The sequence below is a fragment of the Borrelia sp. A-FGy1 genome (assembly GCF_014084025.1).
In the GTDB taxonomy this organism is placed as follows: Bacteria; Spirochaetota; Spirochaetia; order Borreliales; family Borreliaceae; genus Borrelia.
Map to the genome: position 1 here is coordinate 674,386 of NZ_CP043682.1, position 17,936 is coordinate 692,321.

Here is a 17,936-nt window from a genome sequence, read left to right on the forward strand (position 1 = left end):
TTATGTCTTCATAAATTTGATATAAAAGTCTTTTAGTAATTTTTCTAAACTTCCATTTATCTTTAAATCATGAGTATCTTGGAATCTATTATAATAAGGACACCATGATATATCTTTTTGAGGGAATACATATTCCATCTTTTTTGTAAGAGCAATACTTTTTTGAGGATATTCTATTTGTGCTTTTATGGTATTGTAAAGTTCATTTATGTCTTTTATTTTAGTTAAGCTTTTATGTATTAAATTTCTGTAAATGGGAGTAGGATAACTTGAAATATATGCTATTTGTTTTAGCAGATTTTCAAGATCTAGGATGTTTATTTCTGTATTTTCATATTTATTATCAATCGATAACTTAGCAGTTTCGTAAGAGATTTTTATTTCTTGAATTGAATCCATATTCTCTATATTGCTTTTTAAGAGGAGTCCTATTATATATAGGTCTATTTTTCTAATAATTGAATCGCTGCTATTTCTTTTTTTTTCTAAAAAAAAGTGATAATATCTATTGTCAATTTTGCATATGTTTTTAAGAGTTCCATTTAATTTGAATTCTAGTATTTCATCTTTTATTTTAATAGGTATTATTTTATTTAATTTGATATTGATAGGTTTCACTTTAAAAAATTCTTGGAAGTTTATTTCAATATTATTTTTTATCTTTTTGAATTTTGATATGAACTCTTCTTTAATTGTTTCTTTTTTGAAATTTAAAGGAACTATGCCTTTCTGTATTTGATGATTGATAGTACTATCTATTTTTTTAAGTATTTGATGTTCATTAGTTTCATCTTTTATATATTCATAAATTGGCATAAAATTTTCCATTAACTTGTAGTTAAAACTAAGAATATCTATAATTTGTTCTTCTTGTTTTTTTTTGATTTCATTAATTTTACTTATGTCATTAATATGTACATTTAATATTTTTTCGTAAAAGTATTTGTATGGGTTAGTTATAGCTTTATTGATATCCTTTATTTTTAATGAGATTTGTTTTTTAAACTTAATTCTTTTCTGTATTAATTTTCTATAATTACCTTTCTTTAATGATTCTGCAATACTGAAGGCATTTATGTCATAATTTATTAAGTTATTAGTTTTTTTTTCTTTAAAATATTCAAAATCATAGTTTTCTTTTGGATGTATTTCAATCTCTAATTCTTGTCCCATGTCTTTTATGTAATTTATTATCTTTTGTATTACTTTGGGTTTATTAATGTCTGGATTTAGAGATTTGCTTAATGAATAATAGAGGTAAAATTTTTTTGATGCTGCAAAAATTATATTAATTAAATTTGAGATATTATATTGTTCCACATTAGCATAATTATAATATTCATTTAATAAATTCATGTTATCAAAGGTTATGTTTGAATTTAATTTTTCACCTCCTAAAAAATGGATTTCAGATTTTTGTAAATACTCAATTTTATCAGAGCTTGCAACAATTATGCCTACATTTTGATTGAGTGATTTATATGGTTTTTGTTCTAAACTATCCTCAAACATTATTTTAAAGAGGGCAAATTCAACTTTTTTATCTTTGACTTTTTCCATGTAATCTTTATAAAGATTTTCATTAAAATCTCTTGAAAAATTTTTGAGGTATTGTATTCTTGTGATTATGTATTCATCAATTTTATCATTATCTTCGAGTTTAATGTATTTATTTATAAATAATTCTATTATTTCTGCCCATTCATATATTGTGTATTTTCTTCCTTTAAAGTAGAGTATATCTTCATATAGGCTTCTTATTATTGTTATTAGTTGTATTATCGAAGTTGGGTCTTGAAAGCTTATATCTTCTTGAAAGTTTTCATTTTCATATTTTTCATTAAAAATATCAGACATTAAGAATCTGTTAAAACCATCTTCCCATGAATTTAGAAAGGTTTTGTCATAAGATAAGTTTTCTTTATGGGTATCATTCATTCCAAAATTAATATTCATTATGTCGCTAAAAGTTATTAAGTGTTGCAATTCATTTGTTGATATATTGAATTTACTCATGACCTTAGTATTGCTTAAAAATTCAATTATTTCTTTTCTGTTAAAGTTACTGATAGTACCTCTATTTGAAATGAATAGTTCCATTAATTTTTTTAAGGCTTTTACACTTTTGCTTTTTGAAATATCTTTAGAGTTTAATATATCAAAGTCAATTTCATATTTGTTTAAAAATTCTTCTATGTATGGAAGGTATTTGTCGATTTCTTTTGGAAGACAAGTTATTACGATATCATTTAGTTTTAAATTATGATTTTGTGTTGAATGTATGATATTGTTTACAAGGATTTCTACTTCTCTTTTTTGTGTTGTTGCCTCTATTATTTTAAAGCTGCTATCTATATTTGATAGAGATTTTCCTGCTATAATGTTATTTTTAAAGCTTGCCAAGAAGGTATTCTCTTCAAATAATTTAGTTTCAATTTCTTCTTCTATTTGTAGTTTTAAGTTGTGTTTCTCTATTTTTATTGGAATCAGTGCTTCTATTAAAGGTGATTCGTAAGATGATGTATCTTTTAAGATTAATTCGTGTATTTCAAGTTTGAAAATTTTTTGCAATTGAAATAAGATTTTTCTGTCAATTTCTCTGGTTTCTCCAATAATTATTATTTTTTTTGTTTCAATGCTTTTTGGTGTGCTTTTTGTTTCATTTTCTATTTGTTTATATAAATCAAATATGTTGATTTGGTTTTCAAATAGTTTTTGAAACATTTCCTTTTGTATTAATTCATATTTGGAATTGATTTTGTCTTTAAATAAGAGTTCATCTTTTCTCCAAACTTCAATTATTTTAGAAAATTTAGCATAGTATTTGTGAAATAGGAGTATAATTCTTGAGGCAAAAATATATCTATTTTTTGTTGATTTGAATTGGTTAATACTTTTTATTTTATTTTCTTTTAAAATATTGTATAGAATAAATTTTTCTGTTTCTGAATAAAGAAGTAGGGTATTGTTTTCAAGAAAATGTTTAATATTTTGGTTTTCTATTAAAAGCTTGTATATTGTTTTCATTATGTTTTTTTTTATATTGAGATTATATGAAACTTCATTTAAAGTTGCTAAATATTTTTTAATTTCATCCTCTAAAATATTGCTTTTTAAAATAATAATGGTTTCTTTTTTAAATATATCATCCTTCCTAATTAATTCTTGAATTTTGTTATAAATTACGTTAACTTTGTTTGTCTTGTATATCTTGTACATAAATTAGTTTATATAGTTTTACTTTCTTTAATTAGTTTATTTCTTAAATTTTTTAAGTTTTCTGTAATACTTACTTTATATATGTGAGGATTTATTATTCTTTTATATGTATGATCAATTTGATTAAGATCATTTTGAGCTCTATGCCTTAGATGTTCTAGACTTATTTCTGATATTTGATTCATTTTATTAATTTCAAAGCTAGTATTTATTAAAAATTCAAAGTTTTCATATGTTTTTATTTCTTTGAACATATTTTCTTGTAAGGGGTGATAAATTGTTAATTTTTTTTTAGAAGATAATATTTCTTTTATCTCTTCTTCTTCTTCTTTTAAAAAGATTAAGTCAAAAATCATTTGTTCATTAGAGTATACCCTAGCAATTCCTTTCGTGGAGGGTAGTGTTGATTTTTCGATATTATTTGATATTTTCATTTTGGGTATAAATTCACCATTTTGATTAATTGATATCATTTTATACACTCCTGAGAGATTTGGATCTCCTTTTGCAGTCACTAAATGGGTACCTACTCCCCAAAAATCAATGGGAGCATTAATTGAGTTTAGATACATAATAATCTCTTCATCTAGTTCGTTAGATACAATTATTTTGACTTCATATAATCCGTTCTCATTAAGTTCTCTTCTTACTTTTTTACTTAAGTATTCAAGGTCTCCGCTATCAATTCTGACAGAGAAATTTTGGCTTTCCTTTGTCTTTAGAGACTTAAATACTTTTATTGCATTTTTAAGCCCGCTATTAAGTGTATCATAAGTGTCAATAAGCAAACTTACATTATGTGGATATATTTTTGCATATTCCCAAAAAGCTTCTTCTTCGCTTTTAAAGCTCATTACCCAGCTGTGAGCCATTGTTCCAGCAACAGGAATATTATATTTATATCCTGCAAGCACGTTGCTTGTAAAATTAGCACCTCCTATATAGGCAGCTTTACTTGCAGAAAGGGCCCCATTAATTCCTTGGGCTCGTCTAAGACCAAACTCAGCTAAAATTTGAGCTCCAGCTTCTTTAATCCTTGATGTTTTAGTTGCGATAAGGCTTTCAAAGTTTATGATGTTTAAAATAAGTCCTTCTATAAGTAAAAGCTCTATTAAGTTTCCTTCAACAATTAGTATGGGTTCATAAGGAAAAACAATTCTTCCTTCTTTTATTGAGGTTATTTTTATGTTTAACTTAAGTGTTTTTAAGTAGTTTAGGAATTTCTTATCAAAGTGGTTTAGTGTTTTTAAATATTCAATCTCTTCTTCTTTAAAATGAAGTTCTTTTAGAATATTAACTAATGTTTGCATTCCTGCTAGAATTATGTATCCATTTTTAAATGGAGTTTTTCTAAAAAACATTTCAAATTTTGATTTTGGATTGATATTTTTTACAAAATAAGCATTCATCATTGAAAGTTCATAAAAGTCTGTAAATAAGGACATGTTATTCATTTTCTACATTATACACCATGCTAATATTTGCTTTTTAATATATAGTCTTGCTTAAATATCCCTTAAATTGAATATTAAATAATATATAATTTTTTATTTAAAATCAGTCTATAGTTTTTGGCTTGATGATAATAGTATAATTTTTATTGGAGATATTTTGCGATGGTAAAGAATATATCTGATTTTGATATTGTAATATTTGGAATTACTGGAAATTTATCAAGAAGGAAACTTATTCCTTCTCTTTTTAGCTTATATAAGGATGGCTATATTAGCAATTTTAGGATTATTGGATTTTCACGTACAACTTTTACTGATGATGAATTTAGACTTTATGTTAAAGATTCTTTGTGGCAAGAAGAGGAAATAGCTTTAGTAGATAATTTTTTGAAGTTTTTTATTTATTTATCAGGAGATTTTAAAGAAGATGAGGCTTATTCTAGATTGTTTAATCTTTTGGGGGAGAAAAAAGATATAGTATATTATCTTTCAACTTCTCCTGAATTTTATGGTGTAATAATTGAAAATTTAAAGCCTTATTCATTAAATGGTACTGGTTCATATTCTAAGATTATTCTTGAAAAGCCTTTTGGTAACAGTCTTGATGCAGCTAGGTATTTAAACTCACTTCTTTATTCTGTTTTTAAAGAAGATCAAATATATAGGATAGATCATTATTTGGGTAAGGAGACGGTTCAAAATATTTTTACATTTAGATTTGGGAATTCCATTTTTGAGAATATTTGGAACAATCGCTATATAGATTTTGTCCAAATCACAGTAGCTGAAGAAGTAGGAGTTGATGGTAGATTTGAGTATTATGACTCTTCAGGTGCTTTGAAAGATATGTTTCAAAATCATATTTTGCAACTTTTAAGTCTTATTGCAATGGAATCACCTATTGGATTTAGTGCGAATTTTATTCATGATGAGAAGGTTAAGGTTTTAAAAAGCTTGAAAAAATTCAAAAAAGATGAAATTGAAAATCATATTATTAGAGGACAGTACGTGAGTTCTCGAGTACAGGGATTTTTAAAGAAAGGGTATAGAGAAGAAGCAGAATTTTTAAAAGCTTCAAATACTGAAACTTATTTAGCAATGAAAGTATTTATTAATAATTGGCGTTGGTCTGGAACACCATTTTATATTAGAACTGGAAAAGCACTTGTAAGAAAATTTTCAGAAGTATATATTCAATTTAAAAAACCTGATTTTACTCTCTTTAACACTAGCTTAAATAATATGTCAAATGCTTTGATTTTTAGAATTCAACCAAGAGATGGAATTGAAATTAAGTTTAATACTAAGCGACCAGGATATAATTATGAAATGCAGGAAGCCAATATGGAATTTTCTTATCATTCTTCATTTAGTAAATTTTTTGGAGAATCTTATGAGCGTTTGCTTCTTGATGCATTTTTAGGAGATAAAACTTTGTATGCTCGTAATGATGAGATTGATAGTTCTTGGGAATTTGTATCAGACATTCTTAATAAATGGGAAAATGTTAAGAATTGGAATTATTTTTATGGATCTGAGGGACCACCACAGGCAAATATGATTTTGGGAAAGGGTCATTTTTGGCGCAGTATGTAAATAATAAATTTAAATATTTAATGTAAAAATAAAAGAGTTTTTAAATGATAATTGTAATGCAGTTTGTTAATTTGTTTTGAATCAAAATTCGTTATTTTTAATAAATACTAAAATATTGATTTAATTGTTATACAATTATGAAAATATATTTGTTAGATTGTAAGTAATTAATTTATTTGATTTACTATTTTGGATTTAAAGGATGTTTTGTATGAAGAATTTTGATGTTAATGTTAAACTGAGTTTTTTAGGGCTATTGCCTTTTATTGTTTTTGTTGTAATTTATTTAGGAACTGGAATTTACTTAGAATTTATAGGTATAGAAATGGCTTTTTATCAGCTTCCTGCAAGTGTTGCAATGCTTATTGCATCTATTACAGGATTTTTTGGTTTTAAAGGAAAATTTGAAGATAAAATTCATAGTTTTGTTGAAGGTGCTTCTCAGTATGACATTATTTTGATGTGTCTTATCTTTTTATTGGCAGGTGCTTTTTCTACTCTTTGTAAAGAAATAGGTAGTGTTGAGTCGGCTGCTAATATTGGGCTTAAATATATAGGCTCTAGGTGGATTATTTCGGGGATATTTTTAGTTACTTGTTTTATTTCTTTCTCATCAGGAACTTCTGTAGGAGCAATTGTAGCTATTGCTCCTATTGCTTTTGAGATTGCAAGTAAGGTCAGTATTAATTTAAATCTAATGGCTGCTGCTGTTATGTGTGGTTCTGTATTTGGAGATAATCTTTCTTTGATATCAGATACAACTATTGTTTCAAGTCGTACTCAGGGCAGTAAAATTATAGATCTTTTTAAGACTAGTTCTATATATGCTTTTCCTTCAGCTATACTTACTTTTTTTGGATTTTATTTTCTTTCAAATAATTTATCTAATATAGAATCTTTGTTTAGTAGTTCAGTAGATTTGATTAGAGTAGTGCCCTATCTTGTTATTATTATTTTGTCTCTTTTAGGCTTAAATGTTTTTTTTGTTTTATTTATGGGTATTGTATTTGTAAGTGTTATTAGTATTTTTTATGAAAATTTGCAATTTTTATATGTGATGAAAAAAATTAGTGAGGGGTTTATAGGCATGAGTGATTTAATTTTTCTATCAATGCTGACGGGAGGAGTTTCTTTTATTGTCATTAAAAATGGAGGATTTAAGTGGATTTTAGTTAAGCTTATGACTTTAATACGAGGCAGACGTTCTGCAGAATTTGCGATTGCTTTACTTGTTTCTATTTTTGATATTTTTTTAGCTAATAATACTATAGCTATTCTTATTTGTGGTAGGGTTGTAAAAGAGATATCTGTTAAGAATAAAATACCTTCTTATAGAAGTTCTTCTCTTTTGGATATATTTTCTTGTGTTTTTCAGAGTTTTATTCCTTATGGAGCACAAATGATTGTTTTAATAGGAATTTTTGATGGTCTTGTTTCTCCTATAGGTGTTATATCATTCTTAATTTATCAATTATTTTTATTAATTTTTGTAATTTTATCTATGTTTGGTCTTGATATTAAAAATTTTTCTTGGGCTTTTACTAAGAATTAGATTTATTTGATTAGCGTAGGAGGTTAAATGGATACTACGGATACTACTAATGTTTATATAAAGCCAAATTTTTTAGGTCTTATTCCCTTTCTTGTTTTTATTTTTATATATATTGGAACGGGAGTAATTTTAAAAATTCAAGGTGTTAAAATGGCTTTTTATCATATGCCACCAATAGTTGCTATGTTGTTAGGTGTTATTGTAGCTTTTCTTCTCTTTAAGGGTTCATTTACATATAAGATAAATGAATTTATTAAAGGATGTGCTCAGTTTGATATTATATTTATTTCTTTAATATTTATGATTTCTGGTGTTTTTTCTAATCTTTGTAATGAGATAGGTAGTATTGAGACGGTAGCTAATATTGGACTTAAATATATACCTTCTAATTTATTGGTAGCAGGCATATTTTTAATATGCCTTTTTCTTTCTACTTCAACTGGTAGTTTTATGGGTACTGTTGTAGCTATTACTCCGATAGGACTCGAGGTAGCAAATAAAAGTGGAATTCCATTACCGATTGTTGCAGGTGCTGTGCTTGGAGGAGGTGCCTTTGGTGATAGCATGTCTTTGATATCAGATACAATTATTATTGCAAGTCGTACTCAAGGAGTTAAAGTTAAAGATGTTTTTAAAAGTGGAGCTTATTTGACAATTCCTGCTGCCGTTTTATCAACAATAGCTTTTGCTATTGTAGGCTCATCTGTTGAAAATATTAATTTTGTAGGTGAGCTTAGTGAAATTAATTATTTAAAGGTTCTTCCTTATCTTTTTGTTATAACTTTTGCGTTTTTAGGTGTGGATGTATTTTTAGTTTTATTTCTTGGAATATTGATTGCTGGCGGCATTGGTATTTTTTATGGTAATTTAACCTTACTTTCAATGGCTAAAAATATTAATAAGGGTCTTTTAGATTTGAGTGATATGCTTATTCTTGTCATTTTTACAGGAGGAGTTTCCTATATGACTATTAGACATGGAGGTTTTGAATGGGTTTTAAATAAGTTAAAGCGTTTTGCTAGGTGTAAAAGGAGTGCTGAATTTACAGTTACTTTTCTAATAATTATGATAACAGGATTTCTTGCGAATAGTGGTCTTGCTATTTTGGTTAATGGGGCTTTTACTAAAGATATATCTGAAAATAATTCAGTTTGTCCTAAGAGATGTGCTGCCTTGCTTTCGGCTTCTTCTTGTGCTTTAATAGGAGCTTTGCCGTACAGCATGCACATGATAAGTATAATAAAATTTGCAAAGGGGACTATATCTCCAATTGATATAATTTCATTTTTATTTTATCAGACATTTTTAGGTATTATAATTATTTTATCTATATTTGGATTTGGGATTAGAGAATTATTTTTGCGTTTTTCTAAAGTGTAAGAAATAACCTTAAAAAAATTTGTTCCCCTTTTTGGGTATTGGTGCTTATGAAGCTAATTCTATGTATATTTTTAGTTGTTCTTCTTTTACTTCTTTAGGGATCTGTTTAAATACTTCTAATTTTGAAAAATCTTTTGGAAGAAATTTTTCTTCCAAATACAGTTTTATTTTATTATTATTTTTTGCTTCTTCTTTTAATCGAATAAATACATTTTTGTTTGGCGAATTATATCTTGTTTCTTGAAAATTTGAATAAGATGCTTCATTTTCATAAAGAAAGTTAATAAATTTATAGGCAAGTTCTTTATGAGGAGCATCTGATGGAATTGCTATTGCATCAATCCAAAGATTTGTGTCTGCAGGGGCATAAAAATCTAGATTTGGGTTTTTTATGATTGCATCTTGTGCTTCTCCGCTCCATGTTAGTTGGATAGACACTTCACCATTAAGTATGAGTGATTTTGCAGCAATATCTGAGAAATAGCCTACTAATAAGGAATTTTGTTTTTTTAAAATCTTTCCAGCTTCTTTTATTTTAGATATATCATGTTCATTGAAGGAATAACCAAGTTGTTTGAGAGCAACTCCAATGTTTTCTTTTGGAGAGTCTAACATTGCAATTTCTTTGCTATATTTTTCATTAAATAATATGTCGAATCCCTTCATATCTTTTATATTGACTTTTGATTTGTTGTAAAGTATTCCCATTACTCCCCAAAACATAGGTATTGAATAAGTATTGCCAGGATCATATTCTAAGTTTGTGAACTCTTCTAAGATATTATCTCTTACATTTGGTAATTTTGAGTGATCTATTTTTTCAATTCTATTTTCACTTGCTAATTCACCAATCAAATATTCTGAGGGCACTATTATATCGTAATAACCTTTTATATTGTTAAATTTAGCCATCATTTCTTCGTTATTATTAAAAATTTCATAATTTATTTTTATATCATTTTCTCTTTCAAATTGAACTAATAAGTTTTCATCGATATATTCTGCCCAATTGAGAATATTAAGAGTATCTTTTTTCTCTCTAGAAGAACAAGATATAACTATTAAAATTAGTACTGATAGTATCTTTTTCAAAATTTTAAACTCCTTTTGTTTAAATTTCTGTGTCTGCTGTTAATTTTTTAATTCCTACAAATTTATTAATTATGAATAAAAGAATAAGTATTACAAAGAATAACATAGAAGAAATTGCATTTATGATGGGCTTTATTCCTCTTTTTGTTAAAGAATTTATAAGTATTGATAAATTGTTGAAGCCTTGTCCTGTTGTAAAAAAAGATATTAAAAAATCATCAACAGATAATGTAAATGCAATAAGACCACTTGTTATCACACTTCCAATTATTTCTGGAAATATTATGTTTTTAAATATTTGACTTTCTGATGCTCCGAGGTCACGAGCTGCATCAATAATATTTTCCGGAAGTGAATATAGCTTGGGTAGAATAGTTATTACTATGTAAGGCGTTGAGAACATTATGTGGGACATTAACATTGTAGTGAATCCTAATTGTATTTTTATAGCTGAATAAAATGTCATTAAACTAATACCTGTTACGATGTCAGGGTTAATTATTGGTATTTTGTTAATTGATAACAAAATTATTTTGATTCTTTTATTTTTGGTTTTATAGATACTATAAGCTCCTAGAATGCCAATTATAACAGATATTAGGGATGATATTATTGCTACGGTTAGAGTATTATATATTACGGTTTTTATTTGCTGTGATACAAAAACTTCTTTATACCATTTTAAGCTAAATCCTTGCCAAAAAAATCCATGATCGCCTGCATTAAAAGAGTAAATTATTAGAATTATTATGGGTGAATAAATAAATCCAAATGTAAAGAATAAAAAAGTGTTTTTTAAAATATTAAGCATATTGATGTCCTTATTCTACATTGTTTTTTTGCATTAATTTAAGTATTGTAAGATTAAATATTAATATTACTATCATTACAATAAATGAAATTGCAGCTCCAGTATTCCAGTCTTCTACAAATAAAAATTGTTTTTCGATTAGATTTCCAATTAAAATTTGTTTAGAGCCACCTAATAGGTCTGAGATAATAAATACTGTAATTGAGGGGATAAATACCATAATTATTCCTGTAGCAAGGTAAGATAGTGTTAATGGCATCTTTATATACAGCAAGATATGCCACATTCTTGCACCAAGATCTCTTGCTCCTTCAATGTATTCACGTTTAATTTTTAAAAGTCCTGTATAAATTGGCAAAACCATAAATGGTAAAAAATTGTATACCATTCCAATTATTACAGCTTGTTCATTGTAGATTAAATCTATGTTGGTTAGTCCAATTACCTTAAGTAGGTTATTGATAATTCCATTTTTTCCTAATATTTTTATCCAGGCATAAGTTCTAATTAGAGTGTTAATCCACATAGGAAGTATTATCATTATAATAAGAATATTCTGAGTATTTTTTTTTGATATTGAGATGAACCAAGCTGTAGGGTATCCTATTAGAATACAAAAAATGGTTGAAATTAATGCAAGCTTAGTACTTCTTGAAAAAATTCTTAGGTAGCTTGGTTCTAACAGTCTATTAAAATTTTCAAATGTGAATTCATTGCTTTCATTAAGAAAGCCTAAGGTTATTATTATTAGAAGTGGTATTATAATAAATATGGATAAGAATAGAGTATATAAAATTAATGTTATTCTATTTATCATTATTATTTTTGCCCATTACATGAATGTCATTAGGTTCTAAGAATATATCAACTTCTTCACCAACATTTGTAAGCTTTGTACTTTGAATTAACCAGTTGGATTTTTCGATTTCTAGTGTCATTTCGTAATGTACACCTTGAAATATTGCTGAGGTTACTATCCCACTTAAATGCCCTCTGCCTTTGGGCAGTATTTTTACATCTTCTGGTCTTATTACAAGATCAACAGGTTCTTTATTATAAAATCCCTTGTCGAGGCATTCAAAATTTTTTCCAAACATATTAACGACAAATTCTTTCTCATATGTTCCGTCAAAAATGTTACTTTCTCCAATAAAATCAGCTACAAATTTTGTATTGGGTTCGTTGTAAATTTCTTCAGGCGTTCCAATTTGAAGAATAACCCCTTCATTCATTACTACTATCCTGTCGCTCATTGTTAAGGCTTCTTCTTGATCATGAGTGACATAAATGAAAGTGATTCCGAGTTTTCTTTGTATGTTTTTAAGTTCTCTTTGCATTTCTTGCCTCATCTTTAAATCGAGTGCAGATAATGGTTCATCTAATAATAAAAGTTTAGGCTCCATAACTATTGCCCTTGCAATTGCAACTCTTTGTTTTTGTCCTCCAGATAACTCATTGATATTTCTATAAGCGAATTTTTGCATTCCGATTAAAGAAAGAGATGATTTTACTTTTTCTTTAATTAAATTTTTGTTTATTTTTTTCATTCTAAGGCCGAATGAAATATTGTCAAAAACATTCATGTGCGGAAATAATGCATAATTTTGAAATACAGTATTAAGCTCTCTTTTATTAGGACTAATTTTTGAAATTTCTTTTGATAAGAAGTAGACTTCACCTTCATTTTGATTTAAAAAACCTCCTATTATTTTAATAAGTGTGGTTTTTCCGCATCCTGATGGACCAAGTAAGGTAATAAATTCATTTTTTTTGATTTTTAAATTGATTTTATCTAGAGTTTTATTACTACTATCAGTGTAGTAATGACTTAAGCCTTTAATCTCTAAGATAAGATTATTCAACTAATGGTACCCTCCCTTTTTATACATACATCAATAAACTGCATGAGAGTAGATTATACTTTATATTAATTCTTATGTAAATAATTTTTATTTAATGTTATTTTGGCAATTTAGTATCAAGTATAATTTTTCCAAATTTACCTTCTCTGTATTCTTTTATTAGTGTTTTTGATGCTTTTTCAATATCTATTTTGCAATTTTTATTTATAAATCCTCTTGCTTTTGCAAATTCATTTAAAATTTGAAGTGAATCTGTTGAGACTATATTATATTTATCCAATAATTTTCTTTTATTACTATTGTGCATTTCTTTGATTAAATAGATTGAAAGTTCAGTATTGTCTATAATTATTTTCTCTTTTATCATGTCTAGTATTGCTAATTTCTTTGCAATCTCTTGGTCCTCTAGATTGTGCCATAATATCCCTGGCATATCAAAAATATTAATTTCTTCATTTATTTTAATGATTTGTATATTTTTTGTATGTCCTGGTTTGTTTGCAACACTTGTACTTTTTCGCCCTACCAATAGGTTAATTATTGATGATTTTCCAACATTTGGGACTCCAATTACTAAGACTTTTATCTTTTCTGTGTAAGTTTTAATTGTCTTAACGCTTGCTGTTTTTTTTATGATTTCTATGATTTGTTTTTTCATTCCCCTTTTGTAAATATTGCTAATTATCACGTTATTACCAAGGGATTCGAAATATAATTTCCATTTTAAAATTTCTCTTTCGAAAGCAAGATCTGATTTGTTTAGAAGTATTATTTTTTCCTTTTTTGCGTTTTTAATTATTTTTTCTGTTAGTGGATTTTTGCTGCTAAGTGGGGCTCTGGCATCAAGTATTTCTAATACAATATTTGTTATTTTAAGATTTTTATTGATTAATTTTAAAGCCCTTTTCATATGACCAGGGAACCAATTTATTTTATTTGACATTTTTAAATTATAGTTTAATTTGATTCAGATATAAAATTTTTGTATTTTTGTGTTCTTAAATCTATAATGAATTATGTTTTTTAAAAAAATTATATAGTTATGGATTATGCTTTAAAATTTTTATAAAAGGTTAGTTTATAAGGAGGTTAAATATTAAAAGAGATATTAGGAAGGGTTTGATTGTTTCTTGTCAGGCTCTTGAAGATGAGCCATTGCATAGTAGTTTTATTATGTCTAAGATGGCCTTAGCAGCAAAGATGGGTGGTGCAGTTGGAATTAGAGCAAATGGAGTGGGAGATATTAATAAAATAAAAACCGAGGTTGATTTACCGATAATAGGAATTATTAAAAGAGTTTATGATCATTCTCCTGTTTTTATTACGCCTACTATTAGAGAAGTTGACGAACTATGTAAGGAAGGAGTTGATGTCATCGCGCTTGATGCTACCCTAAGAAAACGTCCCGATGGACTTTTGTTATCTGAATTTTTTAATAAAATTAGAGCTAAATATCCAAATCAACCCTTAATGGCAGATATTGGTTCTTTGGAAGAAGCTATTAATGCGGATAAACTTGGGTTTGATTTTGTTGGTACTACTTTGTATGGATATACAAAAGATACTGATGGGTTAAATATTGCTGATGATGATTTTTACTTTTTAAAGGAATTACTTAAATATAACTTTAAGTCAAAATTAGTGGTTGAGGGTAAAATTGATACGCCTCTTAAGGCTAAGAGAATATTTGAGTTGGGAGTTTCTTTTGTTGTTGTAGGAAGTGCTATTACAAGGCCTATGGAAATTACAAAAAGTTTTATTAAGAAGATAAATGAGGTTAGAAAAATTTGAAAATATTTATATTGTTTATTGTGTCTTTTTAGACAAATAGGAGTTTTTATGGGAAAATTTTTTGAGAATGCTCAAAAATTTGGACGTTCTTTTATGTTGCCTATTGCTATTCTTCCTGCGGCGGGGTTGTTTTTAGGGATTGGAGGATCTTTATCTAATCCTGCTACTGTTAGTGCATATTCTTTTTTAGATATATTTTTCTTGCAATCAGTATTTAAGGTAATGAGTACGGCTGGTGCTATTATTTTTGTTAATTTAGCTCCGATATTTGCAATTGGAGTTGCTGTTGGACTTGCAAAATCAGACAAGGGAACAGCAGGACTTGCATCTTTTATTGGATATCTCGTTATGAATTCTACTATTGGTATTTTAGTTGATATGTCAGGAAAAGAAGAAGTTCTTTCAAGTGGAGCTGTTGGGTTAGTGCTTGGGATTAGAACTTTAGAGACAGGTGTTTTTGGGGGAGTTGTTGTTGGTATATTAACTTATTATCTTCATAATAAGTTTAATAAGGTTGAACTACCAAGAGTTCTTGGTTTTTTTTCAGGATCTAGGTTTATACCGATAGTAGTTTCTTTTTCAAGTATTCTTCTTGCTGTATTTATGTTTATTTTTTGGCCATTTATGCAGTCTGGAATTAGTAAAGTAGGTATTTTAGTAGATTCAACAGGTTATATTGGTACTCTAATTTATGGTGTTTTTTTAAGAATGCTTGGACCTTTTGGTCTTCATCATATATTTTATTTACCTTTTTGGACAACTGGTCTTGGTGGTTCTGAGATAGTTAATGGTAAATTAGTGGAAGGAACTCAAAACATTTTTTTTGCTGAACTTGCAGCTCAAGGTACTGATAGGTTTTTTGTTGGAACAAGTCGTTTTATGAGCGGAAGATTTATTACTATGATGTTTGGATTACCCGGGGCTTCTTTGGCTCTTTATCGACTTGCAAAGCCTAGTCAAAGAACTAAAGTATTTGGACTTTTGCTTTCAGCAGCCTTGACTTCATTTTTAACAGGAATTACTGAACCTCTTGAATTTTCTTTTCTATTTGTAGCTCCAGTCCTTTATATAATACATGCTGTGTTTGATGGGTTTGCATTTATGCTTTCTCATATTTTCGAAATTACAATAGGACAGACTTTTTCAGGAGGATTTATTGATTTTGTTCTTTTTGGAATTTTACAAGGGAATTCAAGAACAAATTGGATATTAGTTCCGATGATAGGTGTTTTTTGGTTTTTCTTATATTACGTCATTTTTTCTTTTTTGATATCTAAATTTGACTATAAGACTCTAGGACGAGAAGATATCTTAGATTCTAATAGTCCATCTTCTTCCTTAAAAGAATTCAGTGATAGAAATGTTGCATCTCAAGTGATTGAAGGTCTTGGTGGTGCTGACAATATTGTTGAACTTGATTGTTGTGCTACAAGACTTAGAGTTACTGTAAAAAATCCTATGAATGTTTTAAAAAATATTTTGGAGAGTACTGGAGCAAAGGGAGTTATTGTTAAGGATAGTGGAATTCAAGTAATTTATGGGCCTGGAGTTAGCGTACTTAAGAATGAGATAGAAGAGATTCTTGATAATTAAGTTTTATTCAGATAAAGGGCAAATTTTTATTTTTATTTGCTTTTTATCTTTTTAATAAAATCAACTGTATATTTTGTGAAATAAGATGTGTTTTGAGCACTTCTATAGCTATGATTCCCAACAGGAACATGAGAGTGATAACTTTCAATGAGAGTAATAGGTATTTCTTTTTTATAACCTCCATATTCATTTATGAACTGGTTTATTTTATTAGAATCTACCGTTGGGTCTTTCGGTGGGTAAATTATTATCATAGGGATTTTTATCTTATCAAATCCATGTGAGTTAATTAACTTAACAAGTCCCATCATTGCAATTATTGAATCTACTTGTTGCAATTTTGAATGGAAGGGTTTAATCACTTCGTGTTCTATTCTTTTGCTTTCTCTTGTTTTAGGCTTATTGTATCCACCTGTTATAAGATATGCAATTTGGCGCCCCCAAGGATAGTAAATTAAGTTGGTTTTCTTATCTTTAGGAGATATATTGGGAGATACTAAAACAGCAGAATGTATTTCGGTTGGGTATGTTTCTAATGCCCAAATAGCAGCAGTTCCGCCATTTGATGTTCCAATAATTATTAATTTTTTTCCTATTAGTTTTCCAATTTGAATGGCTTCATCAATATCCCTTAACCAGTCTTGAGTCTTAACACCTTTAAAAGCATCTTTTTCGTCTATTCCGTGTCCCTTAAGTCTTGCAAAAAAAATATTTGCATTTAAAGCTTTAGCTATGTTATGTGGAACGGGATAAATCCCATTTTTAGAAGACCCAAACCCGTGAAAATAAACAACAGAATATTTTGTTATTTCTTTGCCTTTGTTCCATATTATTTCTTTTTTTGTATTTTCTTCTAAATTAAACTTAGATTCTTCAACCAATAAGTATTGATCCAGTTCTTCAAGTTTATTAGGAACTTTGACTTTTATAAATTCATTTTTAAATTTTACCCTTGGACTGACTAGTATCAAGAGAAGTAAAAATATAAAGATGAAAATAACATTTTTGATGTTCATAAATTATTTTTCCTTGTGGTTAAAGTCGTGAAAAGTGTTTAATCTTTCTTTGCTCAATTTCTGAGAGCAATTGTTACATGCTCCTGAATAGATGATCTCAATAGATTTAGTTCTCCATTCTTCACCAAGTTTATCTTTCAGAATATCTTTTATCTCATCAAGCTGTATAGGGTAAACTTGCTTGCATTTATTACACTTAAAGTGAGCTATTGTAGAAGACAAACTTAGATAAAACCTTGTTTCTTTCTGATCGGTAGTTTTTATGTCTTTTAAAATATTGCGTTCTTTTAGAATGTTTAGTGTATTATATACTGTTGCCTTTGACAAACTTGGTATTTCTGTTATCAACTTATTATAAATTTCTTTTGCTGTAAAATATTCTCTTGGATTTGATGCTATATGTAAAATTATCCTATTTCTTGAATGAGAAGCTTTCATTCCTAACTCTGTTGTTAATGCTTTTAACAAGACAGGGTCATTAGTAATACCTACTTTTTCCAAAGTGGAATGCACTTCTATTGTATCATTATCCATATAATAAACCTTTTATTATTTAAGATTAAGTACTTT

14 protein-coding genes are annotated in these 17,936 nt (G+C 27.5%); 5 read left to right on the forward strand and 9 right to left on the reverse strand.

Annotated elements, in window-relative coordinates; all coding sequences use genetic code 11:
* Both F0310_RS03135 and F0310_RS03140 read right to left on the reverse strand, forming a co-directional pair.
* Positions 1-3,219 carry a PD-(D/E)XK nuclease family protein gene (locus F0310_RS03135; protein ID WP_182117489.1) on the reverse strand — a complete coding sequence of 1,073 codons (3,219 nt, stop codon included), beginning with the start codon at positions 3,217-3,219 and terminating at the stop codon, positions 1-3.
* A gap of 8 nt (positions 3,220-3,227) precedes the next feature.
* The gene (locus F0310_RS03140) at positions 3,228-4,673 is read right to left on the reverse strand and encodes a nicotinate phosphoribosyltransferase (protein WP_182117490.1); all 1,446 of its coding nucleotides are present in this window, start codon (positions 4,671-4,673) and stop codon (positions 3,228-3,230) included.
* 162 nt (positions 4,674-4,835) lie between these two features.
* On the opposite strand from F0310_RS03140, the gene zwf reads away from it, so the two are divergent.
* The 3 genes from zwf to F0310_RS03155 all read left to right on the forward strand — a co-directional run bounded on the left by zwf (position 4,836) and on the right by F0310_RS03155 (position 9,201).
* On the forward strand, positions 4,836-6,269 hold the full coding sequence (gene zwf / locus F0310_RS03145) for a glucose-6-phosphate dehydrogenase (RefSeq protein WP_182117491.1): 1,434 nt from the start codon (positions 4,836-4,838) through the stop codon (positions 6,267-6,269).
* 211 nt (positions 6,270-6,480) lie between these two features.
* Positions 6,481-7,821: a Na+/H+ antiporter NhaC family protein gene (locus F0310_RS03150; RefSeq protein ID WP_182117492.1), complete on the forward strand. Its 1,341-nt coding sequence runs from the start codon at positions 6,481-6,483 to the stop codon at positions 7,819-7,821.
* 27 nt (positions 7,822-7,848) lie between these two features.
* A complete protein-coding gene (locus tag F0310_RS03155; protein WP_182117493.1) occupies positions 7,849-9,201 on the forward strand; it encodes a Na+/H+ antiporter NhaC family protein in 1,353 nt (450 codons plus the stop codon).
* A 45-nt stretch (positions 9,202-9,246) separates the two neighbouring features.
* Here the strand turns inward: F0310_RS03155 and F0310_RS03160 are convergent, their stop codons facing one another.
* The 5 genes from F0310_RS03160 to ylqF all read right to left on the reverse strand — a co-directional run bounded on the left by F0310_RS03160 (position 9,247) and on the right by ylqF (position 13,909).
* A complete protein-coding gene (locus tag F0310_RS03160) occupies positions 9,247-10,284 on the reverse strand; it encodes an ABC transporter substrate-binding protein (protein ID WP_476577991.1) in 1,038 nt (345 codons plus the stop codon).
* Positions 10,285-10,312: 28 nt separating this feature from the next.
* Positions 10,313-11,104 (reverse strand): ABC transporter permease, encoded by a 792-nt coding sequence (locus F0310_RS03165; protein WP_182117495.1) that lies wholly within the window; start codon positions 11,102-11,104, stop codon positions 10,313-10,315.
* A gap of 10 nt (positions 11,105-11,114) precedes the next feature.
* Positions 11,115-11,921, reverse strand: a complete 807-nt coding sequence (locus F0310_RS03170; protein WP_476577977.1) for an ABC transporter permease — start codon at positions 11,919-11,921, stop codon at positions 11,115-11,117.
* The gene (locus F0310_RS03175) at positions 11,911-12,966 is read right to left on the reverse strand and encodes an ABC transporter ATP-binding protein (protein WP_182117496.1); all 1,056 of its coding nucleotides are present in this window, start codon (positions 12,964-12,966) and stop codon (positions 11,911-11,913) included. Before F0310_RS03175 ends, F0310_RS03170 begins: the two co-directional genes overlap by 11 nt.
* Positions 12,967-13,063: 97 nt before the next feature.
* The gene (gene ylqF, locus F0310_RS03180; protein WP_182117497.1) at positions 13,064-13,909 is read right to left on the reverse strand and encodes a ribosome biogenesis GTPase YlqF; all 846 of its coding nucleotides are present in this window, start codon (positions 13,907-13,909) and stop codon (positions 13,064-13,066) included.
* A 152-nt stretch (positions 13,910-14,061) separates the two neighbouring features.
* Here ylqF and F0310_RS03185 point away from each other — a divergent pair, with 152 nt between their 5' ends.
* Positions 14,062-14,757, forward strand: coding sequence for an N-acetylmannosamine-6-phosphate 2-epimerase (locus tag F0310_RS03185; protein ID WP_182117706.1), 696 nt, complete (start codon positions 14,062-14,064; stop codon positions 14,755-14,757).
* A 48-nt stretch (positions 14,758-14,805) separates the two neighbouring features.
* Positions 14,806-16,350 (forward strand): PTS transporter subunit EIIC, encoded by a 1,545-nt coding sequence (locus tag F0310_RS03190; protein ID WP_182117498.1) that lies wholly within the window; start codon positions 14,806-14,808, stop codon positions 16,348-16,350.
* 32 nt (positions 16,351-16,382) lie between these two features.
* Here F0310_RS03190 and F0310_RS03195 read toward each other — a convergent pair whose 3' ends face one another.
* Together F0310_RS03195 and F0310_RS03200 are read right to left on the reverse strand one after the other, a co-directional pair.
* Positions 16,383-17,366, reverse strand: a complete 984-nt coding sequence (locus F0310_RS03195) for an alpha/beta hydrolase (protein ID WP_182117499.1) — start codon at positions 17,364-17,366, stop codon at positions 16,383-16,385.
* 3 nt (positions 17,367-17,369) lie between these two features.
* Entirely contained in the window at positions 17,370-17,900 is a 531-nt protein-coding gene (locus F0310_RS03200; RefSeq protein ID WP_182117500.1) for a transcriptional repressor, read from the reverse strand.
* Positions 17,901-17,936 lie beyond the last annotated feature (36 nt).

Excerpts from the sequence above, each read along its gene's own strand:
- F0310_RS03135 (WP_182117489.1), bottom strand. The coding sequence starts at position 3,219 with ATGTACAAGATATACAAGACAAACAAAGTTAACGTAATTTATAACAAA.
- F0310_RS03140 (WP_182117490.1), bottom strand. The coding sequence starts at position 4,673 with ATGAATAACATGTCCTTATTTACAGACTTTTATGAACTTTCAATGATG.
- zwf (WP_182117491.1), top strand. The coding sequence starts at position 4,836 with ATGGTAAAGAATATATCTGATTTTGATATTGTAATATTTGGAATTACT.
- F0310_RS03150 (WP_182117492.1), top strand. The coding sequence starts at position 6,481 with ATGAAGAATTTTGATGTTAATGTTAAACTGAGTTTTTTAGGGCTATTG.
- F0310_RS03155 (WP_182117493.1), top strand. The coding sequence starts at position 7,849 with ATGGATACTACGGATACTACTAATGTTTATATAAAGCCAAATTTTTTA.
- F0310_RS03165 (WP_182117495.1), bottom strand. The coding sequence starts at position 11,104 with ATGCTTAATATTTTAAAAAACACTTTTTTATTCTTTACATTTGGATTT.
- F0310_RS03170 (WP_476577977.1), bottom strand. The coding sequence starts at position 11,921 with ATGATAAATAGAATAACATTAATTTTATATACTCTATTCTTATCCATA.
- ylqF (WP_182117497.1), bottom strand. The coding sequence starts at position 13,909 with ATGTCAAATAAAATAAATTGGTTCCCTGGTCATATGAAAAGGGCTTTA.
- F0310_RS03190 (WP_182117498.1), top strand. The coding sequence starts at position 14,806 with ATGGGAAAATTTTTTGAGAATGCTCAAAAATTTGGACGTTCTTTTATG.
- F0310_RS03195 (WP_182117499.1), bottom strand. The coding sequence starts at position 17,366 with ATGAACATCAAAAATGTTATTTTCATCTTTATATTTTTACTTCTCTTG.
- F0310_RS03200 (WP_182117500.1), bottom strand. The coding sequence starts at position 17,900 with ATGGATAATGATACAATAGAAGTGCATTCCACTTTGGAAAAAGTAGGT.